A 25,629-nucleotide genomic window follows, 5' to 3' on the forward strand; every position below is an offset into this window, starting at 1 on the left:
GTCTTAGAACCTTTCCCAGACGGTGGACGGCGTGGACTGCCCCTCGGAGCCGGTGGTGGCCGTGGCCGCGTAGGTCTCCCAGATCAGCGGGGAGCCCGCGGCGGGTGCTGCGGCGGGGTCGGTGACGGGTGCGGCAGGTTCGATGACGGGCGCGACGGGTGCGGTACGGGCGGTGCCGGGCAGCGGGCGGCGGTCCAGCAGGGGCGCGGACAGCGGCTTGCGGACCGGGGTCGGGGCCGCCGCGTCGTCCCACGCCGCGAGGATCGCGGCGGCGTTGGCCCCGCCGTCGGCGAAGCAGTTGACGGCGGCCACCGGTCGCCGGTCCGTCCAGCCCTCCACCGCCCGCGGGAAGCGGAACGGGGAGGCCGCCAGGTCGAAGTGGTCCAGCGGCTCCTGGCCGGACAGGAACGGCGCCTGCTGGCGGTGCACGAGCGAGAGCACCGCCTTGAGGAACGCCGCGATGCCCTCCGCGCACAGCGGGTGGCCGATGCTGGGCTTGACGGAGCCCAGCGTCAGCGGCCGGTCGGAGCCGGCGCGGTAGACGTCCTGGATCGCCTTGAGCTCCAGCAGGTCGGTCACCTGCGAGCCGGAGCCGTTGGTCTCCACGTGCCCGATGTCCTCGCCGTGCAGGCCGCTGCGTTCCAGGGCGGTGCGCAGCACGTCCTTCTGGGCCTCGAAGCTGGGTGCCGTCGGGCCTGCCGTCCGGCCGCTGTTGTTGACGGCGATGCCCTTGAGGACGGCGTACACCCGGTCGCCGTCGGCCACCGCCCGGTCCAGCGGCTTGAGCAGCACCAGGCCGCAGCCGTCGCCCAGGACCGCGCCGGCGGCGCGGCGGTCGAAGACGTGGAAGGCGGGTTCGGGGCTGAGGATGCCGCGGTGGCGCATGCCGTCGTGGGCCTCGCCGCTGGTGAGCAGGCTCACCGCGCCGACCACCGCGGACTCCACCTCCCCGTCGCGCAGCGCCTGGACGGCCATGTTCATCGCGGTCAGGGCGGAGGAGCAGGCGGTGTCGACGACGAGGCTGGGGCCGCGCAGGTCCAGGAACTGGGAGACGTTGGCCGCCAGGTAGTTCTGGCCCACCGCGCGGATGGAGTGCCGGGTCTCGTCCTCGGCCCGCAGTCGGCCGCGGGCTCCGACGTAGACGCCGGTGCGGCTGCCCTTGACCTCCTCGCGGGTGTAGCCGGCGTGGGCGAGCAGGGCCACGCTCTCCTCCAGCAGCACCAGCGCCTGCGGGTCCATCGCGGCCGCCTCCTCGGGCGGGATGCCGAAGAACGCCGCGTCGAAGGAGGTGACGTCGGGCAGCAGCGCCGCGAAGTCGCCGGGGCGGGCGCCCCAACGCTCCGGCGGCACCTGGCCGATGGCGGACCGTCCCTCGGTCAGCAGGCGCCAGTAGCCGTCCAGGTCGTCACCGCCGGGGAAGCGGCCCGCCAGGCCGACCACCGCGATGTCGGTGCGCTGCGGCCGGGCGGGGTGCTGCCGGGCCGCGGACCGGGACGGGGCCCGGCGGGCGCGGCGGGGGCGGCGCGGCGCCGGGCGCCGGGCGGGTGCCGCGGCCGGGGCGGCGGGCTCGGGGGTCGCGGGTGCGGCACCGAGCACCGGGGCCAGTTCGTCGCCCCGGGTGTCCGCCAGCCACTGCGCGAACTCGTCGAAGGTGGCGTACTCGTACAGCGCGGAGGGGTCGATCGGGTCGCTGATGCGCCGGTTGATGGGCTGGAGCACCTGCGCCAGCAGGATCGAGTCGACGCCGAGCTCGTGGAAGGCCAGCCCGCCGTCCAACTCCTCCTTCTTCATGCGCAGTTCCTCGGCGAACACCTCCACCAGCCAGCCGCGGATCACCGGTACGAGGTCCCCCGCGGCGAGCGGCGCGGGGGCCGGGGCCGCCTGGGGTGCCGGGGCGGCCGGTGCGGTGGCCGGGCGCGGCGCGGCGGGCCCGCGGTCCGGTTCCGTCTCGGGGATCTGCCGGCCCAGCAGCAGCTCGGGCCGCCAGTTCCCGGGCTCGGGGATGCTCGGCAGGAGGACCGGCGCGGTCCGGCCGGCCAGCACCTCGTCCAGCATGCGCAGCCCCTCGGCGTCGCGGTGGCTGCCCAGTCCGGTGCGCCGGTAGGCGGGGGTGGTCATCTCGCCGAAGCCGCTCTCCCGCCAGCTCGACCACTGGACGCTGACCACCGGCAGCCGTCCGGCGTGGGCGCCGGCGAAGAAGTCGAGGTAGGCGTTGGCGCCGGCGTAGTCGCAGTTGGCCGCGCCGAGGCTGGGGACGGCCGAGGCCGTCGAGGAGAACAGCACCCAAAAGCGCAGCGGTTGGTCCGCCAGGCACGCGTGGAGCACGTCCAGGCCCGCCGCCTTGGGCTCGTACACCCGACGGATCGTCTCCAGCGGCTTGCGGATGAACGCGGGGTTCTCCGCGTCGCCGGCGCCGGCCGCGTGCAGCAGCCCGCCGACCGGTCCCATCTCGCGGACCACGTCCTGCACCGCGGCCCGCATCGCCGGCAGGTCGCCGAGCGGGGTGGTGAGCACCCGTACCTCGGCGCCCTCGGCCTCCAGGGCGAGGATGCCGGCGACCTTGCGGCCGGACGCGGAGTCCTCGCGGGCCAGCTCCGCCCAGCGCTCGCGGGGCGGCAGCGCCTCGCGGCCCATCAGCACCACCTTGCGCGCCCCGTAGGAGCGGACCAGGTGCCGGGCGCTGAGCAGGCCCAGCCCCCGGGTGCCGCCGGTGACCCACAGCACGTGCCCGGCGGGGAACGGTTCGGGGGCCGGGACGTCGGCGGCGGGCGCGGGCCGCAGCTGCGGCAGGTGACGGCGGCCGGCGCGGTAGCAGACCGCCGGGTCCTCCGCGTCCGTCGCGTACTCCGCGCCGATCTGCGCCGCCAGCGCCTCGACGTCGGTCGGGGCCGCGTCGGTGTCGACGTGCCGGGACAGCAGGTGGGCGTACTCGCTCTGCAGGGCCCGGTAGAGCCCGGCGCGGGTCGCGCCGGCGAGGTTGACCGGGGCGCCGCCGAACGGCTCCAGGTGGCGGGTCACGCACAGCACCCGCATCCGGTCCCGGCGGCCGGACTCGATGAACCGCTGGAGCAGCGCGAGCCAGTCGTCCGCGGTGCCGGCGCGGGTGCCGCAACCGGTCAGGTCGATCCAGCCGTCGACCTTGTCCCAGCGCGGGTCGGGCAGCGCCGTGGCGCCGTCCACCTCCCGCACCACGACCTCGTGCCGGGCCGGCAGATGGCGGTCCAGGGCCCAGGCCAGGTCCCGGGTCTCCTCGGTGGCCAGGACGAGCACCCGGCGGCGCGGCCCGTCCTCGTCCTGCGGGGCGGCCGCCGGCGCGGCGACGGCGTCCCAGTGCTTGGTGAGGAACACGTGGGTGCGGTCGGCGTCGTCCGTGCCCTCCGCGTCGTGCGCGGGGCCGCCGTGGTCGAGGACGGTGCCCGTGCAGTGCGCGACGGGGTCGGCCGTGCCGTCGGCGGGTTCGCTGGTGACCTCGAAGGAGACCGAGCCGTCCTCCTCCGGCACCAGCAGGACGTGCAGCCGCACACGACTGCCGGCGGCGGCCGGCACGTCCACCGGGGCGGACCACACCACGTCCGCCGGCTCGACGTCGGCGCTCGGGTCGTCGAACGCCCGCACAGCCGCCTTGCGCACCAGCTCCAGCACCGCGTCCTCGGCGAGCGCGAACCGCCCGTCGGGGCCCGCGACCGCTTCCGCGGTGAAGCGGGTGCCGTCCAGGTTCGAGGTGTTGGCGAGTCCGTCCGCGGCCGGCGCGGCGACGGCGCCCGGCCGCGGCACGGCACCGTCGGTGCGCAGCCAGTAGCGGTCCCGGGCGAACGGGTAGGTGGGGGCGGCCACCCGGTGGGGCGGGCGCCCCTGGTAGCCGGCGGCCCAGTCCACGTCGAAGCCGGCGGCCCAGGACTTGGCGAGCTTGTCGTGGGCTCCCTGGGCGGCCCAGCCGCGCACGACCTCCCGGTAGACGTCGTCGCCGGAGAAGAGGGCGGCGACCTCGCGGTGGTCCTTGGCCGTGCCCCGGTGGACGCCCGGCACGGCCTTGTCGCCGCGCACGAACGCCTCCAGTTGGGCGGCGAGTTCGGTCAGGTCGCGGCTGACGAACGCGGCCCGCTCGGGCATCGCGACCCGGCCGACCTGGAAGGTGTACGCCAGCTCCGCCAGGGTGGCGCTGGGCGCCCCGGACCGGTCCCGCAACCGGGCGGCGACCGCTCGGACGGTGCCGGCCTCCAGCAGGCCGGCGGTGTCGATGCTCAGCCGGGCCGCGTCGTGGAGGCGGTTCTGGAGGGCGGCGAGGTGCACCGGTTCGACGCCCTGGTCCTCCCAGCCCGCGTCGGGGTCCACCTCGGCGGGGCGCACCCGCAGCACCGCCGCGAGCTGGTCGCGCACCACCTCCTCGACGTCGGCGCCCTGTTGGGAGCGCAGGTGGGCCAGGAGCCGTGCGGCGTAGGCGGTCAGCCGCTCGCCGTCGCGCGCGGAGAGCGGCAGCACGACCGGCCCGCCGGCGGCCGCCGCGCCCCGGTCCCGGGGTACGGGGAACGCCTCCAGGACGAGGTGGGCGCTGGAGCCGGTGGCGCCGACGTTGCTGACCCCGGCGCGCAGCGGAACCGGCGTCCCGTCGGGGCCGCTCCCGGGCAGCCAGGGCCGCGCCGTGCGCTGCACGTGGAACGGCGACCGTTCGATGTTCAGGTGCGGGTTGGCGGGGTCGGCGTGCAGCGAGGGCACGAGGGTGCCGTGCTGGAGTTGGAGCACGGTCTTGGTCAGGGCCGCGAGGCCGGCCGCGCCCTCGGCGTGCCCGATGTTGGACTTCACCGAGCCGATGGCGCAGAACTGGGTGTCGTCGGTCCAGCGGCGGAAGGCCCGGGCCAGCCCCTCCACCTCGATCGGGTCGCCCAGGGAGGTGCCGGCGGCGTGCGCCTCGACGTAGCCGATGGTGCGGGCGTCGACGCCGGAGTCCGCGATGGCGCGGGCGATGATGTCCGCCTGGCCGACCGGGCTGGGGACGGTGACGCCGCTGGTGGCCCCGCCGTGTCCGGCCGCGCTGCCGCGGATCACCGCGTACACGTGGTCGCCGTCGCGCTGCGCCTCGGACAGCGGCTTGAGGACCACCGCCCCGACGGCCTCGGCGGAGACGTATCCGTCGCCGCCCTCGCCGAAGGAGTGGCAGATGCCGTCGCTGGCGTGCATGTTGGCCATGCCGTAGGTGACGTACTTGGCCGGGTGCAGCGAGAGGTTGACGCCGCCGACGACGGCGACCCGGCTCTCCCGCAGCCGCACGCTCTGCACGGCCAGGTGCACCGCGCTGAGCGTGGAGGAGCACACCGTGTCGAGGGTGACGCTCGGCCCGTGGAAGTCGCAGAAGAACGAGACGCGGTTGGCGATCTGTCCCTGATTGAGCACCAGGGGGACCATCGCGCCGGCGGCCCGCGCGTCGGCGCCCACCAGCAGGTAGTCGTGCTGCATCACACCGGCGAACACCCCGACGTGGCGGCGCGCGTCGGGCCCGACGGGCGGGCAGAGGCCCTGCGGGGTGTAGCCGGCGTCCTCGATGGCCTGCCAGCAGGTCTCCAGGAACAGCCGTTCCTGCGGGTCCATGCCCTCGGCCTCGCGCGGGGTGATCCGGAAGAAGCCGGCGTCGAAGCGGTCGACGTCCTCCAGGAAGCCGCCCCAGCGGGACACCGGCCGGCCGCTGGGGCCGCGGACGTCCGCGACCTCGTCCTGGGACCAGCGGGCGGCCGGGACTTCGGTGACGGAGCTGCGTCCCTCGCGCAGGTTGGCCCAGAAGGCGTCCAGGTTGTCCGCGTCGGGGTAGCGGCCGGCCATGCCGATGATGGCGATCGGCTCACCCGTCCCGGCCGCGGCGGGGACCGGGGCCGGGGCGGTCTCGGGGGCGGGGCGGGCGCCGTCCTGGGTGGCCGGGGCGGCCGGCACGGGCTCCGGGGCGGCCGCGGTTGCGGTGACCGGGGCGGGTGCGGCGGTGGGCGCGGTCGTGGCGGTCGGCGCGGTGGTGCCGCCGAAGGCCGTCGGGTAGCGGGTGGCGAGGTGTCCGGCGAGGTCCCGGATGGTCGCGTACTCGAACGGCAGGGTGGGCGGGACCGGTTCGCCGACGGTCTCCTCGATCGTGCCGACCAGCTCCAGCACCTGCGCCGATTCCAGCCCCAGCTCGTAGTAGCCGATCCCGGTGTCGATCTCGTCGGCGTCGCGGCCCAGGCGCGCGGCGACCAGTTCGCGCAGCAGGGCGCCCGCCGCGTCGACCGATCCGGCCGTGCCGGCCACCGGACGCTCGACGGCGGGCCGTTGGGCCGCCGGCCGGTTCTGCGGGCCCCGCGCGGGGGCGCCGACCCGGTCCAGTTTGCTGGTGAGCCGCTCCAGGCGGGCCACCTGCCGGCCGTCCTCGTCGTACAGGTCGATCGTCAAGTACACCAACTCCTGGGCCCGGCCGACCGTTCGCTTGTCCACCCGGGCCAGGCAGCGCCGTCCCAGGGGGCCGCTGGCCCGGAACGACCTGACGTGGATCGGCAGGAACAGGTGGCCCTCCTCGGCCACGGCGGCGTGGAACAGCGGTCCGGCCGCGATCGCGCTGCCGTCCAGCAGCGCCGGGTGGAAGGTGACGGCGTCGTCCGCGGCGAACGCCGCGCGGACCGCCACCGAGGCGATCAACTCGTCCTCGTCCTCACTGACTTCACCCTCGGCGCGCAGCGCGCCACCGTGCGTCAGGCCCTGGCTGCCGTGCTGGGCGTACACCTCGTCCAGCGTCCGGGGGGTGCCGGGGCGCCGGGCGGGGTCGATGCGGCCGTCGAAGGTGACGGGCTCGACCGGGACCGCCTCGACGGTGGCGTACGGGCGGTCCGGGGCGTCGGGGGCGGTGGCCCGCACCCGCCAGCGACCGCCGTCGAGGGGCTCGGCCCGCAGGTCGACGTCCGCGTGTCCGCCGTCCTCGACGACCAGGGGCCGCAGCACGGTCAGGTCGCGCAGCTCCAGGCGCTCCGGCGTGCCGCCGTGCGCGCGGAACAGCTGGTGGACGAGGTCCACGTAGGCCAGGGCCGGCAGCAGCAGCCTGCCGTGCACGCGGTGCCCGGCGACCGCGGGGTGCTCGGCGGTCAGGACGAGTCGCTGGTGCAAGGTCGCTCCTTCGGGTACGGGCTCGGGGGTCGGTCGGGTGACCGGCCGGCGGTGCAGCTCGGGCAGGGCCACCGCGGCCCGGGTCGCCCGGCCGCCGGCCGGCTCCCGCCACCCCTCGACGATCACGTGGGCGTTGGTCCCGCCGTCGGCGAAGCAGTTGAGCCCGGCGGTGGGCCGTTCGCCGGTCCACGGCTCGGCGCTGCGGACGAAGCGGAACGGGGAGGCGGCCAGGTCGAAGTGGTCCAGCGGCTCCTGGCCCGACAGGAACGGCACCTGTTCGCGGTGGTGGAGCATCAGCACCGTCTTGAGGAACCCGGCGATGCCCTCGGCGCACAGCGGATGGCCGATGTTGGGCTTGATCGAGCCGAGCCCGCAGGGGCGCGCCGAGTCGGCCCGGTAGACCTCGTTGATCGCCTTGAGTTCCAGCAGGTCGGTGAGGGCCGCCCCGGACCCGTTGGCCTCGATGTGGTCGATGTCCTCGGGGCGCTTGCCGCTCGCCGCCAGCGCGGCGCGCATGACGGCGCGCTGGGCGGCGATGTTGGGCGTGGCCGGTCCCGCGGTGCGGCCGTCGTTGTTGACGGCGAGCCCCTTGACGACGGCGAGCACCTGGTCGCCGTCGGACAGCGCCCGCCGCAGCGGCTTGAGCAGGACCAGCCCCGCACCCTCGCCGAGCACGATGCCGCGGGCCCGCCGGTCGAAGACGTGGAAGGCGGGGTCCGTGCCGAGGATGCCGCGGCGGGAGAACACCCGGTGCGCCTGGTCGGTGTTGAGCAGGCTCACCCCGCCGACCACCGCGGCCTCGATCTCGCCGGTGCGCAGCCCCTGGACGGCCATGCCCATGGCGACCAGCGCGGACGAGCAGGCGGTGTCGACCACCACGCTCGGGCCCCGGAAGTCGAAGAACTGCGAGATGTTGGCGGCCAGGTAGTTCTGACCGACCGCGACGATGGGGTTGCGGGCCGCCGTGAGGGTCCGCTCGTCCGGCACGTGGTGGGTGCGGCCCCCGATGTAGACGCCGATCGGGCGGCCCTTGAGCTCCTGGTGCGGGTAGCCGGCGCGGTGGCACAGCTGCAGCGTCTCCTCCAGCAGCAGCAGCGCCTGCGGGTCCATGGCCGCGGCGTCGCTGTCGGGCACGAGGAAGAACTCCGGGTCGAACTCCCCGTACCCGTCGATCAGTCCGGCGTGGTACGGGGTCGGGCGGCCCCAGCGCTCCGGCGGCACCGGCGCGAGGGCGCTGCGGCCGGTGCGCAGCAGCTGCCAGTAGTCCTCGGGCGTGGGCGCGCCGGGGAACCGGCAGGCCACCGCGACCACCGCGACGTCGAGCGGGCCGGCGTCGGCCGGTTGCGCGGCGTCGGCCGTGGCCGCCGGGTCGGTGTCGACGCGGGCGGTGACGGTGCGGCGGGGTTCGACGGCGGCAACCGTCGCCGTGGGGGCGGGCGTTCGGGCCGGGGCGGTCGGCTCGGCGGTCTCCGCGGCCGGTTCGACGGCCGGCTCAGCGGCCGGTTCGGCTGCCGGCTCAGCGGCCGGTTCGGGGCCGAAGGCCGCCGTCAGCGCCGCGCCGTGGCGCGTCGCCAGCCAGTTCGTGAAGGCCGAGACCGAGGAGTGCTCCAGCAGTGCCGACGGGTCGAGGTCCTCGGACCCCAGCCGCTTGCCGACGGACGTCATCAGCTGGGTCACCATGATCGAGTCCATGCCGTAGTCCTCGATCGGCACCTCGGCGGAGAGCTTGTGGCGCGCGAAGCCCAGGTCCTCGGCGAGCCGGTCCAGCATCCAGTCGACGGCCGCGGACACCGTTTCCGGGGCCACCGCCGGGGCGGGGACGGCCGGGGCGGGGACGGCCGGGGCCGCCGCCGGGGTGGTCGGCGACGCCGTCGGCCGCGCCTCGGGGGCGTCCGGCGCCTTGCGAGCCGTCAACACCTCCGGGCGCCACAGTGCGGGGTCGTCGACGACGGCGGGCAGCACCACGGGCCCGTGGCCGCCGGCCAGCACCCGGTCCAGCAGGGCGAGCCCCTCCTCGTCGGTCAGGCTGCCCATGCCGGTGCGCCGGAAGGCGGGGCTGCGCACCTCCCCCATGCCGCTGTCCCGCCAGCTCGGCCACTGCAGGCTCACCAGGGGCAGGCCGGGCGGGGCGGCCAGCGCCGCGTAGTCCATCGCGGCGTTGGCCATCGCGTAGTCGCTCTGGCCGACGGCCAGCGCGGGCACCGCGGCCGCGACCGAGGAGAACAGCACGAAGAAGCGCAGCGGTTCGTCGGCCAGGCCCGCGACCAGCGCGTCGAGGCCGGCGACCTTGGGGGCGAAGACCTCGCGGACCCGCTCCAGCGGCTTGCGGACGAACGCCGGGTGCTCCCCGTCGACGAGGCCGGCGCAGTGCAGCACCCCGGCGATCGGGCCCATCGTCTCCCGGACGTCCCGCACCGCGTCCGCCACCGCCGCGGCGTCGGTCAACGGCACCGACAGCACCCGCAGTTCGACGCCGTCCGCGGCCAGTTCGTGCAGCGCGCGCAGCTTCTCGCCGCGCGGGCCGGGCTCGTGGCGCAGCGCCGGCCAGTCGTGCTGCGGCGGCAACTGCTCGCGGCCGGTCAGGACGAGCTTGCGCACCCCGTGCCGCCGTACGAAGTGCCGGGCGGCGAGCAGACCGAGGCCGCGGGTGCCGCCGGTGACCCACAGGACGGCGTCGGCGGGGAAGGCCGCCGGGCTGCCGGCGGCGTCCGGGGGCAGCGGGCGCAGCCGGGGCCGGAAGCGCCCGTCGCCGCGGAGCGCGACCTCGCCCTCGTCGTCCGGGGCGGCGAGTTCGGCCAGCAACTGCCGTACGGCGGTGGCGTCGTCGGCCGCCGGGTCGAGGTCGACGTGTCGGGAGCGGATCTTGCCGTACTCGCTCTGCAGCATGCGGTACAGCCCGGCGCGGGTGGCGCCCGCGGGGTTCACGGTCGCGTCGCCGAGGCGTTCCAGGCCGCGGGTGACGCCCAGGGCCAGCAGCCCGGAGCCGCCGGCGATCCGGCGCTGGAGCCACGGCAGCCACCCCTCCAGACCGTCCTCGCCGGCGGCGCCGTCCGCGGCGCACCCGGTCAGGTCGACCAGGGCGTCGTAGGGCGCGGCGGCGGGGGCGCCGCGGTCGGCGTCCGGTGCGTCGGCCGCCAGGTCGTCGGGGAGCAGGAGACGGGCGTGCGGGAGCTCGGCGCACAGGCGGGTGGCCAGCGCCCGGCTGCCGGGGGCCGCCAGGACCGCGACGGAGCGCGGCAGTTCACCGGCGGCGACCGGCGCGGCCTGCCACTCCTTGGCCAGCAGCACGGTTTCCCGCGGACGGCCGGTCGACTCCGGCCGCACGCGCTCTGCGTGCACCGGCTCCGACTCGGGCACGGGCACGGGTGCGGGCGCGGGCGCGGGGTGGGTCGCGACCGGGTCGCCGGGCGCCGGCAGCGCCACGTCCAGCCGGCACCGCTGCCGCTCGAAGGGGTAGCCGGGCAGGGAGACGGTGAGCGGCGGCGTACCCACCCCCGACTCCCAGTCCACGGCCCCGCCCCCGGCCCAGTGCCGGGCCAGTTCCTCGACGGGCAGCGCGTCCGCCCGGACCGCGGCGGCACCGCTGCGCGCGGCGGTCCCGGTCCGGACGCCCGCCACGTCCGTGCGCCCGTCCCGGTACGCGGTCAGTCGCGCCACCAGTTCGTCACGGTCGGCGAAGGTGACGGCGAGCCGGTGGGACATGGCCTCCCGGCCCGTCTGGAGCGTCCAGACCAGGGCCTCGGGATCGGTGTCGGCGCCCTCGCCGCCCAGGAACTCCGCGAAGCGCCCGGCGTACTCGGCCAGCCGCTCCTCGTCGCGGGCCGACAGCACGAACAGCTGCGGGACGTGGCCGGACCGGGGCCGGGCGTGCGGCACGTACTCCTCCAGGATCAGATGGGCGTTGGTGCCGCCGGCGCCGAAGGCGCTCACCGCGGCGGCCCGCGGCAGGGTGCGGCCGGCGGCGTCGACCGCGGCGGGCCACGGGGCCGTGGTGCGCTGCACCTCGAACGGCGTGGCCGCCAGGTCGATGTGGGGGTTGAGCCGCTCGGCGTGCAGGGACGGCACCAACTGGCGGTGGCGCAGTTGCAGCAGGACCTTGGTGACGGCGGCGATGCCCGCGGCGGACTCGGCATGCCCGATGTTGGACTTCACCGAGCCGATCGCGATCCGCCGGCCGGTCAGGTCCTGGTCCTCGTAGGCCCGCATCAGTCCGCTGATCTCGATGGGGTCGCCGAGGGCGGTGCCGGTGCCGTGCGCCTCGACGTAGGTGATCGCCCGCGGGTCGAGGCCCGAGCGGGCGGTCGCCGCGGCGATCAGCTCGCCCTGGGCCCGGGGGCTGGGCACGCTGTAGCCCTTGCTCGCGCCGCCGTGGTTGACGGCCGAGCCGCGCAGCACCGCCAGGATGCGGTCGCCGTCGCGCTCGGCGGCCGACAGCTTCTTGAGCAGGACCGCGCCGGTTCCCTCCCCCGGTACGTAGCCGTCGCCGCCCTCACCGAAGCTGCGGCACCGGCCGTCACTGGAGAGGAAGCCGCGCTGGCTGAGCTGGAGGTACTTCACGGGGTGGCTGGTGACGTTCACGCCGCCGGCCACCGCCACCTCGCAGTCGCCGTCGCGCAGCGCCTGGCTGGCCAGGTGCAGGGTGACCAGTGAGGACGAGCACATGGTGTCCACCGCGACGCTGGGGCCGGTGAAGCCGAAGAAGTACGAGGCGCGGTTGGCCACCGAGGCGTAGGAGGACGAGGTCGCCGCCCCGGTGCCGCGCAGCGCCTCGTCGACGCCGTAGAGCTGGTAGTGGCCGTACATCATGCCGACGAACAGGCCGGTGCGACCGCGGTTGGCCTTCTGCCGGGTGTAGCCGGCGTCCTCCAACAGGTGCCAGACCGTCTGGAGGAACAGCCGCTCCTGGGGGTCGAGGTGGTCGGCCTCGGTCTTGGACATCCGGAAGAACATCGGGTCGAAGGCGAACGGGTCGGACAGGAAACCGCCCCACTTCGCCGCGGTCCGGCCGGGCGTCTGCGGGTCCGGGTCGTAGTACCGGGCGTGGTCCCAGCGGTCCGCCGGCACCTCCTCGATGCAGTCGGTGCCCTCGCGCAGGTTGCGCCAGAAGGCGTCGAGGGTGTCGGCCTGCGGGTAGCGACCGGCCACGCCGATGATCGCGATGGCGTCGTCGTCCGTGGGGTCGGCGGGCGCCGCGGCCTCCTCGGCCGGGGCGTCGCCGGGGGCGTCGGTGGCCGCGGTCGCGGTGCCGGCGGCCGCGGCGGGGGCCGTGCTGCCGGCGGCGTCCGCGTCGCCGGGGTCCGCATCGCCGGGGTCCGCATCGCCGGGGGCGTCGGTGCCCAGCGCCGCCGCCAGTGCCTCGGGGTGCTTCGCCGCGAAGTACCCGGCCAGTTCGCGCACCGTGAGGTACTCGAAGAACAGCGTCTTCGACAGCGGCCCGAAGTGTTCCTCCAGCCGCCGCGTCAGGCTCATCACCAGCAGCGAGTCGATGCCGTACCGCTCGAAGGACTCGTCGACGTCCACCTGGTCGGCGGGCATCCGCAGTTCCTCCGCCAGCAGGCCGACGAGGTACTCCTCGGTGCGCGGGCCGAGGTCCTCACCCGCGGCGGACGGCCGGCCCCCGGACCCGGCGGCCGGCTCCGGCACGACGACGGACGTGCCGGTCGGCGCGGCGGTGGCGGCCGGAACGGCGGTGCCGGCCGGTGCCGCGGGCGCGGCGCCGGGGTCGCCGCCGGGCAGGGCGCGGGCGAGGGCGTCCTGGTCGCCCTGGGCCACCAGCACCCGCGGCGCACCCGCCGCCAGTGCCCGCTCCCAGGCGTCCAGGGCCGCCGTACTCTCCAGCGGCACCACGCCCAGCCCGTCGCGCAACGCGGCCACCGCAGCGGCGTCGGCGGTCATCCCGCCGTCCCGCCACAGCGGCCAGTCCACCGCCAGGCTCCGGCCCGCGCGCAGTCCGCCGTGGCGGGCGGCGTCGCGGGCGGTGAGGAAGGCCCCCAGGAACGCGTTGGCGTAGGCGTAGGACGACTGCCCGACGCCGCCCAGGACCGCGGCGAGCGAGGAGAAGGCGCAGAAGTAGGCCAGCGGTTCGTCGCGGGTCGCCTCGTCCAGCCACAGCGCACCGAGCACCTTCGGCCCGAGCACCGCGTCCGCGTCCGCCCGCGTCGTGCGCAGGACGAAGCCGTCGCGCAGCACGCCCGCGGCGTGCACGACGCCGGTGAGGGCGCCGAAGCGGCGCCTGGTCTCCCGGACGACCGCGTCCACCTCGGCCCGGCGGGAGACGTCCGCCCGCAGGTGCACGATCCGGCCGCCGTCCGCGACCGCCCGGGCCATCGCCGCCGCGGCGTCGGGGCCCGGCTCGGAACGGCTCACCAGGACCACCGTGCCCGCGGTGCGGGCGGCGATCCGTTCGGCGACGAGGACGCCCAGGCGTCCGGTCCCGCCGGTGACCAGGTGCACCCCGCCGGTGCCGAACGGGGCGTTCGGCAGGGCCGGGTGGGGCGGGGTGACGGCCCGCCAGGTGCGGGTGCGGCGGCCCGTCGCGTCGGCCAGGACCTCGACCGGGCCGTCGTCCGCCGCCAGTTCCGCCAGCAGTGCGGTGTGCGGGTCGCGGTCGTCGGCGCAGGCCAGGGTGGTGAGGTGCAGGTGCGGGTGCTCCAGCCGCACCGAGCGGGCGAAGCCGCCCATCGCCTCGTCGAGCGCGGCGTGCGGGGAGTCCGTCCGGTGGGCGTAGAGGTAGCGCAGCGGGCCCAGCCGCCGGGCCATCCAGCCGCGGCAGAACTCCAGGGCGGCGCCGAAGCCGACGTCGAGGGCGTGTTCGGCGTCGCCGGTGCGCGGGGCGAGGTGCACGACCCGCACCGGGTCCGGTCCGGCCGCCGCCGTCGCGGCCCGTTCCAGCGCCCGCGCCGCGTCCGGTGCGGAGCGCAGCGGCAGCAGGACGGCGTGCGCGCCGCCGGTGCCGGCCTCGACGGCCGCCGCCAGGTCCGCGCCGTCGGTGCCGTCGGTGCCGGAGGCGTCCAGGAGGAGCACGGTGCCGCGCGGCGCCGTGGGGGCGGCGGCGGGCAGCGGTGTCCACTCCGGCACGTAGCTGCCGGTCCCGGCGGTGTCCGGCCGGCCCGTCCCGGGCCCGTCCGCGGGGCCCGCGCCGGGCACCGGGCGCAGCGTGAACCCGTCGATGCGGGCGACGACCAGGCCGTCGGCGTCGGCCAGCCGGATGTCGAAGACCGCGCCCCGGCCGGCGCGGGTGACGTGCGCGTAGCGGGCCCGGGTCGCGTCGCCGAGGAGTTCGACGGCGCGGATCGCGTACGGCAGGTGGGGCCGGTCGGCGGAGTCGGCCGCGAACACCCCGACGGCCTGGAGCGCGGCGTCGAACACCGCGGGGTGGAAGCGGTAGTCGGCCGCCGTGTCCCGCAGCGCGGCGGGCAGGCTCAGCACCGCCAGCGCCTCGTCGGTGCCGTGGGCGACCTCGTCGAGGAGCGCCAGGCAGGGCCCGTAGGCGAAGTCGTGCCGGGTGAAGACGGCGTAGCACTCCTCGTGCGTGCGCACCGTGGTGCAGCGGGCGCGGACCGCGGACGGGTCCAACCGCCTTTCTGCCGCGCCCGCTTCGGGGTCGCCGGCGGTACCGGCGGCGGAATCGGCTGCGGGGGCCGTGAAGTGGAGGCGTCCGCTGCCGTGCACGGCCCGTTCGCCGCGCGCGTCGACGCCGACCAGCTCGAAGCGGGCGGTGGCGGCGTCCGCGCCGGGGGTCAGCCGCAGGCGGACGCGCCGGGGCCCGTCGTCGAGGGTGACCGGGGCGGCCCAGACGACGTCCTCGATGCGGGTCGCGCGGGGGCCGTCGGCGGGGGCGCCGTGGGCGAGTTCGGCGGCGAGGCGGGCCATGTCGAGATAGGCGACGCCGGGCAGCACCGGGGTGCCCGCCACGACGTGGTCGCGCAGGAAGAACTCGGCGCCGGTCAGGGTCTTGTCGAAGGCGGTGCCGCGGAAGGTGGAGACGTTGCGGTCCAGCAGGTCCCGGTGGAGCGCGGGTGCGGCGGCCGGGGCGGCGGGGCGCTCCGGCGCGGCCGGGCCCGGGGCCACCCAGTGGCGGGTCCGGGCGAAGGGGTAGGTGGGCAGCGCGATGCGGCGCGCGGCCGGCGCCCCACCCGGTGCGTGCGCACGCCAGTCGACGTCCGCGCCGCCGGCCCAGCGCCGGGCCAGCTCGACCGGGGCGAGCCCGAGGGGCGCCCCGTCCGTCGCGGCGGCGGGCCGCCCGGCCGGGACCCGACCGCGGAGGGCGGCGGGGTGGGCGGCGTCCCGGGCGGTGGCCGCCAGCGCGGCCAGGAGTGCGGCGCGGTCGTCGGTGACGATCGCCAGCCGCTCCTCGAACGCCTCGCGGCCGACCTGGAGGGTGTGCGCCACGTCCAGCAGCGCCACGGTGCCGGCGTGCAGGAACCGGGCGAGCCGGTCGGCGGTCTCGGCGAGCGCCTCGGCGGTCCGGGCCGACAGCGGGAAGACCAGCGTGCCGTGCGGCGCGGGCGCGTCCCGGCGCGGCCGCACGGCCTCCTCCAGGACGACGTGGGCGGTGGCGCCCCCGAAGCCGAAGGAGCTCACCCCGGCCCGGCGCGGCAGTGCCCGCCCGTCGGGGCCCTGGGGCGCCGGCCACGGCCGGAGGCGGTCCACGACCTCGAACGGCGTGCCCGTGAAGTCCACGTAGGGGTTGCGGCGTTCGTAGTGGAGGGTGGCCGGGATCTCGGCGTGCCGCATCGCCAGCACCGTCTTGATGAGCCCGGCGATGCCGGCCGCGCCTTCCAGGTGGCCGATGTTGGTCTTCACGGAGCCCACCAGACAGGTCGGCCGGTCCGGCACGGGGGTCCCCGCGTCGCGGTGGAGCGCGGCGAAGGCGTCCTTCAGGCCGGCGATCTCGATGGGGTCGCCGAGCGCGGTGCCGGTGCCGTGCGCCTCCAGGTAGCCGACGGTGGCCGGGTCGGTGCCGGCCCTGCGGTGCGCGGCGAGGACGAGGTCGGCCTGGGCGTTGGGGTTCGGTGAGGTCAGCGAGTTGGTGCGGCCGCCGTGGCCCACCTCCACCGCCTTGATCACGGCGTGCACCGGGTCGTCGTCCCGCTCCGCGGCGGCCCGCGGCTTGAGCAGCACCACGCCCACGCCCTCGCCGCGCACGTAGCCGTTGGCGCGGCTGTCGAACGCCTTGCAGCGCCCGTCCTCGCTCAGCATCTCGCCGCGGCTGAGCGCGACGTACAGCGCGGGGCTGAGGATCAGGTTGACGCCGCCGGCCAGCGCCAGGTCGCAGCTGCCCTCGTGCAGGGCGGTCACGGCCTGCTCGACGGCGGTCAGCGAACTGGAGCAGGCGGTGTCCACCGCGACGCTGGGACCGCGCAGGTCCAGCAGGTACGACACCCGGTTGGGGATGACCGACAGCGCGGAGCCGGTGACGGTGTGGCCCTCGATGCCGCGGCCCGCCGCCCGCTGCACCTCGGGGTAGTCGGAGTTGGTGACGCCGAGGAAGACGCCCACGCGCCGGCCCGCCAGGTCGCCCGGCCGGTAGCCGGCGTCCTCCACCGCGGTCCACACCGCTTCCAGCACCAGGCGCTGTTGCGGGTCCATCAGTTCGGCCTCGCGGGGCGAGATGCCGAAGAACGCCGCGTCGAAGCGGTCCACGTCGGGCAGGAAGCCGCCCCACCGCGACCGCGAGGTGCCGCCGCCCGCGCGCCCCGCCCGCGGTGCGTCGGGGGCGGCCGGTGCGTCCTCGGCGTAGTCGCGCCAGTCCCAGCGGTCGGCGGGGATCTCCTGGATCAGGTCCCGCCCGCTCACGAGGTGGTCCCAGAAGGCGTCGAGGTCGACGGAGGAGGGGAAGCGCCCGGCCATGCCGATGATCGCCACGTCCGCGTCGCCGGCGGGGTGCGGGCCGTCGGCCGGGGCCGGCGCCACCGCGGGGGCCGGCAGCTGCGCCGCGCGGTCGTCGGTGAGCGCGGCGGGGGCCGACGCGCCGTAGGCGGCGGCGAGGCGCTGGGGGTGGGTGCCGTGCAGGTGCGGGACCAGGGTGGTCAGGGTCGGGTACTGGTAGAAGAGCGTCGGGTTGGCGGGGATGCCGAAGCGCCGCTGGAGCGCGGTGCTCAGGGCGGTGAAGGTCACCGAGTTCATGCCCAGTTCGCCCAACGGCGTGTCCGACGGCACCGATTCGGCGGGCAGGTTCACCAGCTCGCCGACCATGGCGGCGAGTTCGGCGTGCAGCCGGTCCTGGTGGCCGGTGCGGCCCTGCGGGGCGGCGGGCGCGGCCGGCTCGGCGTCGCCGGCGCCGTGCGCGGCGCGCAGCGCGGTGAGTTCCCGGGCCGCCAGGGCGGTGCGGTCCACCTTGCCGTTCAGGGTCTGCGGGAAGGACCGCAGCCGCACCAGCACGTCCGGGACCATGTACTCCGGGAGCCACGCGCGCAGGGCGTCCTTGTCGACCGCGGCGGCTCCCTCAGCGTTGTCGGTGCCGTCGGGGCTGTCGGGGCCGTCGGGGCTGTCGGGGCTGTCGGGGCTGTCGGGGCTGTCGGGGCTGTCGGGGCTGTCGGGGCTGTCGGGGCTGTCGGGGCTGTCGGTGCCGAGGTAGAAGGCGCGCAGGCCGACGTTGCCCGGGGTGACCTCGCGGGCCACGACCACGGCCTCGCGCACCCCCGGCAGGCGGCGCAGCGTCGCCTCGATCTCGGTCAGTTCCACCCGGAAACCGCGGACTTTGACCTGGGAGTCGATCCGGCCCAGGTAGCCGATCCGGCCGTCCGGCAGCCGTCGCACCAGGTCGCCGGTGCGGTACAGGCGCGGCGAGGGGCCGTCGGCGAGCGGGTTGGCGACGAACCGCTCGCGGGTCAGCTCGGGCCGGCCCAGGTAGCCGCGGGCCAGGCCGTCGCCGCCGATGTAGAGCTCACCGGGCACGCCGACGGGCAGCGGGGTCCGGTGCTCGTCGAGGACGTAGAGCTGGGTGTTGGCCAGCGGGCGGCCGATGGTGACCGGTGCGCCGGGCAGGAGGCGGTCCGCCGCGGACCAGATGGTGGTCTCGGTGGGGCCGAAGAGGTTCCACACCTGTCCGCAGCCGGCGGTGAGCCGGTCGGCGGTGTCCTGGTCCAGCGCCTCGCCGCCGCACAGCACCTTCAGCGCCGGATCGCCCGGCCAGCCGGCGGCCAGCAGCATCTTCCAGGTGGCGGGCGTGGCCTGGACGACGGTGGGGCGGGCGGCCTCCAGGGCGGCGCGCAGCCGCACGCCGTCCCGGGCGTCCTCGGTGGGCAGGATCTCCACCCGGCCGCCGGTGATCAGCGGGCCGTAGAGCTCCAGCCCCGCGATGTCGAAGCAGACCGTGGTCAGCGCCAACAGGCGGTCGTCGGGGCCGAGCCCGGGCTCGCGGGCCATGGAGACGAGGAAGTTGACGAGCGCCCGGTGGCCGACCTCGACGCCCTTGGGCTCACCGGTGGAGCCGGAGGTGTACAGGACGTAGGCGGTGTCCTCGGCGGTGGCGCCGGGCACCGGACCGGCGCCGGGCGAGGCCGCGATCAGCTCGTGGTCGCGGTCGAGGACGACGGTCTCCGGCACGGCGCCGGCGAGCAGGTGCTCGGTCGAGGAGTGGGCGACGAGCAGGTGCAGCCGGGCGTCGGCCGCCATGTGGGCGAGCCGGGCGGTCGGGTAGGACGGGTCCAGCGGCACGTAGGCGCCGCCGGCCTTCAGCACCGCGAGGAGGGCGACGAGCAGGTCCGCGGACCGCTCCATCAGCACGCCGACCGTGCGGCCGGGGGCGGCGCCGCGCGCCCGCAGGTGGCCGGCCAGCCGGTCGACGCGGTCCGCGAGTGCCCGGTAGGTCAGGCGCTGCGCGCCGCAGACCACCGCGACGGCGTCGGGCCGGGCGGCCGCCTGCTCGTCGACGAGTTCGCACACCAGCCGGTCGCGCGGGTAGTCCTGCCGGGTGGCGTTCCACTCCTCGTGGAGGGCGCGCCGCTCCTCGGGGGCCAGCAAGTCGGCGGTGCCGACGGGCCGGTCGGGCGCGGTGACCAGGGCGTCCAGCAGCCGCACGAAGCCCGCGCCGAGGCGCTGGACGGTGTCCTCGTCGAACAGGTCCGGGTTGTACTTGACGGTGTAGCGGCAGCCGTCGCGCTCCTCGATGACCTCCAGGGTGACGTCGAACTCGCCCTCCTGGTGCACCCCGTCGACCATGCCGCGGACCAGGCCGTCCTGGGCGCGCCCGCGGTCCAGCCAGTTCTGGAAGTAGAAGGCGGCCTGGAACAACGGGCCGGCGGTGCCCCGGCCGTCCTCCTGGAGGGCCCGGGCGACGTCGATGAGCGGGTACGCGCTGTGCTCCAGCGCCTCGGAGACGGTGCGCGAGACCTGGCCCAGCAGTGCCGTGAAGGCGGCGTCCGGCGTCACCTCCTGGTCCAGCACGACCATGTTCATGAAGTAGCCGAGGACGTCGTCGAAGCCGTCGGCGGGGCGCCCGGTGGTGGGGGTGCCGACCAGGATGCGCCGCTGGGCACTGTGGCGGTGCAGCAGCGCGACGTAGGCCGCCACCAGGACGACGTACAGCGACACCCGCTGCGTGCGGGCGAGCCGCTTGGCGGCGTCGGTCAGCGCGGCGTCGATCCGGCCCTCGACGCTGGCCCCGCGGTAGCTGGGCACCGCGGGCCGCGGCCGGTCCAACGGCAGTTGGAGGACCGGCAGTTCGCCGTGCAGCCGCCGGGTCCAGTACGCCCGCAGCCGCTCCCCCTCGGGGCCGGCCAGCAGCGCGTGCTGGCGGGTGGTGAAGTCGGCGTAGGTGGCGGACGGGGCGATGGCCGACGGGGCGCGGCCCTGGGCCGCGGCCCGGTAGGCGTCCTCCAGTTCGCGCAGGAAGACGCCGATCGAGACGCCGTCGAAGACGATGTGGTGGAAGACCAGCAGCAGCGCCCGGCGGCCGTCGGCGAGGCTGTACAGCGTGGCGCGCAGCAGCGGGCCGCGGGCCAGGTCGAAGGGGTGGCGGACCTCCTCGCGCAGCCGCTCCAGCACCACCGCGTCGTCGGTGACGGTCAGGTACCGCTGGACGAAGGAGAGTTCCTGCCAGCCGTCGACGGACAGGAACGGCTCGCCGTCCTCGGTGCGGACGGTGGCGCGCAGCTGCGGGTGCCGGTCCAGCAGGCTCTGCAGGGCGGTGCGCAGCGCCGTGACGTCCACGTCCGGGGCCAGCCAGGAGGCCAGCGGCAGGTTGTAGGCGCCGGCACCGTCGGCCAGTTGCTCCACGACCCACAGGGCGTACTGCCCCCGCGAGAGCGGGTGGCGGGTGGTGGGCGGGGTCACCTCGGGTGCGCCGAGGACGTGGGCGGCGGACCTGGCGGGCCCGGCCGGCGCCACGGTCCCGGCCGGCGCGGACGGCGCCGGGGGTGCGGCGGTGGGCGCGGGGTCCGGGTCCGGGTCCGGGTCCGGGTCCGGGTCCGGGTCCGGGTCCGGGCCGGTCAGCACGCCGCTGGCGAGGAAGTGTGCGGCCGCCTCGCGCAGCGTGGGGTACTCGTAGAAGTCGTTCAGCTCGACCGTGGCCCCGAACTCGTCGGCGATGCCGGAGACGATCTTCATGCCGGTCAGCGAGTCGAAGCCGTACTCCTGGAGCGGCAGGTCGGGGCTGATCTCCTCGTCGATCTTCAGGGCGCGTCGGGCGACCGCCACCAGGCGGGCGAGCACCGCGTCCTGGGAGCCGGCGGCCGGGCCGGCCGCCGCTCGGGCGGCCGGTTGCGGCACGGTGTCGGCCGCCGGGCCGGCCACCGCACCGTCGCTGCGGCCGGTGACCACGCTCTGCCCGAGGTCGGTGCCGTCGGAGGCGGTGCCGCCGCGCACCGTCACGGCCTCGAAACCGGCCTCCCGCAGCAGCCGCTGCCAGGTCTCGGGGGTGGCCAACGGGGCGTCGGTCATCCGCAGTTCGGCGTCCTGCGACAGCCACCAGCCTTCCAGGACCCCGCCGCCGACGGTGTTGCTGCTGCGCAGGGTGGTGAGCTCGTTGAGGACGAGCCGGCCGCCCGGCTTGAGCAGGTGCTTGGCCTTGCCCAGGGTGGTCCGCAGGTCGCGGGTGGCGTGCACCACGTTGGTGGCCACCACCACGTCGAAGGTGCCGGGTTCGAAGCCCTGACGGGCCACGTCCTTCTCCAGGTCCAGGACCCGGAACACGGTGTACGGGTGCTGCCGCCCCAACTGCTCCTGGCCGTGTTCGAGGAAGCGGGCGGAGATGTCGGTGAACCAGTACTCCGCCCGGTCGGCGTGGGCGGCCAGCACCGGCAGCACCCGCTCGCTGGTCGCGCCCGTCCCGGCGCCCAGCTCCAGCACCCGGATCCGCTCGCCGGCGGGCCGGGCGGCCAGGTGCGCGCGGACGGCGTCGGCGACCATGTCGTTGAAGCAGTCGGTGAGCGGATTGCCCTTGTAGAAGTCCTTGACCAGGTCCATCGACGCGTCGGGGAACATGATCTCGGTGGCCCGCAACGTGCCGCGCAGCACCTCCGGATAGCGCTCCAGGCACATCCGGGTGAGTGTCACCACGGGCGCCAGGTCGGGGTGTTCTACGGCCAGCCGGTCGAAGGCCGTGCGCAGCTCGTCCGTCCCGACGGGGGCGGTGTCGACGGCGGGCAGGGCACGGACCCGGTCGCCCTCGTCGACCAGGTGGCCGGCGCGGACCAGCATGTTGAGCAGCGCGCGGAGCTGGCGGGCGAACTTGGCCGGCACGCCGAGCCGTTCGGCCAGCCCCTCGACGGGCTGGACCTCGCCGGAGCGGGCGAAGACGCCCATCCGTTGGAAGGCGCCCAGCAGCGCGGTCTCGCTCAGCTCGTCGAGGCGCCGGTGGGCCGCCGCCACCCGGTCGATGCCCGGGTCCGCCGACGGGACGGTCGCCAGGCCCAGGGCCGCCAGCGCGCCGGCGTGCGCGCGGATCGGCATCACCTGCGCCGTGCGGCCCGCCAGGACCAGCGGGATCGCGTCCAACCCGTCGCGCGGCCCGAACGCCTCGACGCCGAGCTCGGCGAACATCTGCCGCAGTCCCGGCCGGTCGCCGGAACCGACCTCGCCCCAGTAGCCCCAGTTGACGACCCGCACCGGGTAGGGCAGCCGCTGGTCGAGGTCGAGGGCGTAGGCGTCCTCGAAGGCGGTGGCGGTGGTGTACGTCCCGTTGCCCGCGGAACCGGCGAAGGCGCCCATGGAGGAGAAGAACGCCAGGAAGTCCAGCGGCGCGTCGCCCAGCGCCGCGGCGAGGGCCGCGCAGCCCTCCATCTTCACCGCGACGGCGGCCCGGAACGCGTGCTCGGTCAGCTCGGCCAGCGCGCTGTTGTTGAAGACCATCGCGGAGTGGAACACGCCGTGCAGCGCGCCGAAGTGGGTGCGGGCCGCCTCGACGGCCCGGCGCACGCCGTCCTCGCCGGCGGCGTCGCCCGCCACGTGGAGCACGTCGCCGCCGGCCGCCCGGACCCGTTCGATCGTGTCGCGCTGCGCCGCGTCGGGCGCGGTGCGGCTGAGCCAGACCAGACGGGCCCGGTGGGTGCGGGCCAGTTCCTCGCTCAGCGCCCGGCCGATGCCGCCGGTGCCGCCGACGACGAGGTACACGCCCCCGTCGCGGAAGACCGGATGCTGCGGGCGCTGCGGGGCGAGCTCGGTCAGTCGGCGCACGTACCGGACGCCGCGGCGCAGCACGACGGTGTCGCCGGCGCGGTCGCCCGGCTCGGCCACCACGGCGGCCGCCAGGCGGGCCCGGCCCGACTCGTCCCCGGCCTCGGCCGCGTCGAGGTCCACGCAGACGGCCCGTAGCCCCGGCACCTCCTTGGGCAGGACCTGGGTCAGGCCCTGGAGGGCGGCGGCGTGCGGGTTGCCGCCGCTGCCGGTGGGCAGCCGGTGCACGTCGCTGGTGACGACGGTGAGCGTGCGGGCGTGGGACGTGCGGGTGAGGTGCCCGGCGAGCCGGAACAGCGTGGTGATGCCGGTCTCCTGGTCCTCGGCCAGGGACGCGGTGCGGGCGCCCGGGGGCCGGACGCCGGCGAGGTGGTACACCCGGTCGGCGGCCGCGGCGTCCGCCGCCCAGTCCACGGCGGCGGCCCGGTCCAGTCGGACGGTGCGCACGGCGGCGCCGGGGTGGCGGGCCGCGAGGGCGTCGGCCAGGGGGTGGGACGCCTCGGTGGCGAGGATCAGGACGCGTGCGGCGGCGGGGGCGGCCGGCGGGTCGGACGGTCGGTCGTCCGCGGTCCACACCGGGCCGTAGTACGCCATGGCGGCGCCGGACGATGCCGGTTCGCGGGGCGGGGCGGCGACCGGTTCGGCCGCCGCCGCGGCGGGCCGCCGGCGCACCTCGGGTATCCAGTAGCGCTTGCGGGCGAAGGCGTAGGTGGGCAGGGCGGTGCGCAGGGCGCTGCCCGGTGTGCGCAGCCGCGCCCAGTCCACCTGCGCGCCCCGGGTCCACAGGTCGGCGACGGTGGTCAGGTCCCCGTCGTCCAGGGCCCGTTCGAGGCGTGCGCGGGCCTCCGCGGTCAGGCCGTCGCGGCCGGTCAGGACCGCGTGCGCGACCTGCTCGGTCCGGCCGTCGGCGAAGTCCCGCAGGAGCGCCCGGGCCTGTGCGAGGTCGTGGGCGACGAACGCCAGCCGGGCGTCCATCGGTTCGCGGCCGACCTGGAGGGTGTGGGCGACGTCCGCCAGGTACCGCCCGTCGGTCGCATCGTTCGCGTCGGCGGGGGCGTCGGCGGCCGGCGCGGGAGCGTCGAGGGAGGCGGCGAGGGTGTGCAGGGTCGCGCCCGCGAGGGCGGCCGTCGGCACCTCGATCCCGAGGTCCTCGTGCAACCGCTGGGCCAGTTTGGCCTGTTCGGCGGGGCCGAAGCCGAAGTCGGCGAGGTCGGCGTCGGCGTCGAGTTCGCTCTCCTGCACGCCCAGCACCTCGGCGGCCAGCCGGGCGCACCGCGCCAGGTGCGCGGGCTCCGCCGCGACGGGGGCGGCGGCCGGTTCGGGGGCCGCCGGGGCGGGGGTGTCGGCCAGGAAGTCGGCCAGGCGCCCGGCCTGTTCGCGCAGTCGCTCCGGGGTGCGGGCGGAGACCACCAGCAGCTGCGGTCCGGTCGTCGAGCCGGTGCGTTCCCGCTCGGGGAGGTACTCCTCGACGACCACGTGGGCGTTGGCGCCGCCGCCGCCGAACGAGCTCACGCCGGCGGTGCGCGGCAGCAGCACCGGTCGGCCGTCCGCGCCCGGTGCGGTCCGGCGCGGCCAGTCGCTCAGTTCCTGCTGCACGGTGAACGGGGTGGCCGCGAAGTCGATCTCCGGGTTCGGCTCGGCCGAGTGCAGCGACGGGGCGAGCTGGCCGTGGCGCATCTGGAGCAGCACCTTGGTGAGCCCGGCGATGCCGGCGGCCGACTCCAGGTGCCCGATGTTGGACTTCACCGACCCGACGGCGACCGTGCCCGGTGCGGCCGGGTCGTTCCCCGCGAGCGCTTCTTGGAGGCCGGCGATCTCGATCGGGTCGCCGAGCGGGGTGCCGGTGCCGTGCGCCTCGACGTAGCTGACGTCGCGCGGGTCCACGCCCGCCCGGCGCAGCGCGGCCTTGATCACCTCGGCCTGGGCGGTGGGGCTGGGGACGGTGTAACCGACGGTCTTGCCGCCGGCGTTGACGGCCGAGCCCCGGATGACGCCGTGGATCCGGTCGCCGTCGGCCACCGCGCGGCGCAGCGGCTTGAGCAGGACGGCGCCCACGCCCTCGCCCGCGACGAAGCCGTCCGCGCCGGTGCCGAAGCTCTTGCAGCGGTCGTCGTGGGAGACCATGTTGCGCCGCGAGTACAGGGCCAGGTGCTTGGGGTGCAGGATGAGGTTGACGCCGCCGGCGATCGCGGCGTTGCACTCGCCGCGGCGCAGGCTCTCGCAGGCCAGGTGCACGGCGGTGAGCGAGGCCGAGCAGGCGGTGTCGATCGCCATGCTGGGGCCGGTCAGGTCCAGGACGTGCGAGACGCGGTTGGCCAGCGACCAGTGGTCGCTGTGGGCGTCGGTGGGCACCCCGAGGGCGGCCGCCTCGCCGCCCATCCACTCGTAGTTGCTGTTCATCAGGCCGACGAAGACGCCGACGGGGTTGTCCCGGCCCAGGGTGCGCGGCGGGTAGCCGGCGTCCTCCAGGGTCTCCCAGGCCGTCTGGAGGAAGAGCCGCTCCTGCGGGTCCATGTTCTCGGCGACGGTCGGCGAGATGTGGAAGAACAGCGGGTCGAACTTGTCCACGTCGGCGAGGAAGCCGCCCCACTTGGTGTGGGCGCGCAGGGCGTCGGCGCCGTCCGGGGCGTAGTGCTCGGCCGCGTCCCAGCGCTCCGGCGGGACCTCGGTGATGCAGTGCCGGCCGTCCCGGAGGTTCGCCCACAGCGCGTCGGGAGTGTCGGCGAGCGGGTACCGCCCGGCCAGTCCGACGACGGCGATGCCCTCGTCGGCGTCGCCCCCGGGCCGTGCCGTCGCCACCTGCCGCAGCAGCTTGACCAGCAGAGCGCGCTTGTTGTCCATGGTCCCTTCCCCGTTTGCCCCGTGTACCGCCCGGTCTGCCCGGGCCGCCCGGTCCGGGCG

At 76.4% G+C, this 25,629-nt stretch carries 1 protein-coding gene; it reads right to left on the reverse strand.

The window, feature by feature from the left end:
• Positions 1-3: 3 nt before the first annotated feature.
• Entirely contained in the window at positions 4-25,569 is a 25,566-nt protein-coding gene (locus tag ACLJT4_RS18800; RefSeq protein WP_411123406.1) for an amino acid adenylation domain-containing protein, read from the reverse strand.
• Between the last annotated feature and the right edge of the window lie 60 nt (positions 25,570-25,629).

This window comes from Streptomyces sp. x-19 (genome assembly GCF_046549115.1).
In the GTDB taxonomy this organism is placed as follows: domain Bacteria; phylum Actinomycetota; class Actinomycetes; order Streptomycetales; family Streptomycetaceae; genus Streptomyces; species Streptomyces albulus_C.

Excerpts from the sequence above, each read along its gene's own strand:
- ACLJT4_RS18800 (WP_411123406.1), bottom strand. The coding sequence starts at position 25,569 with ATGGACAACAAGCGCGCTCTGCTGGTCAAGCTGCTGCGGCAGGTGGCG.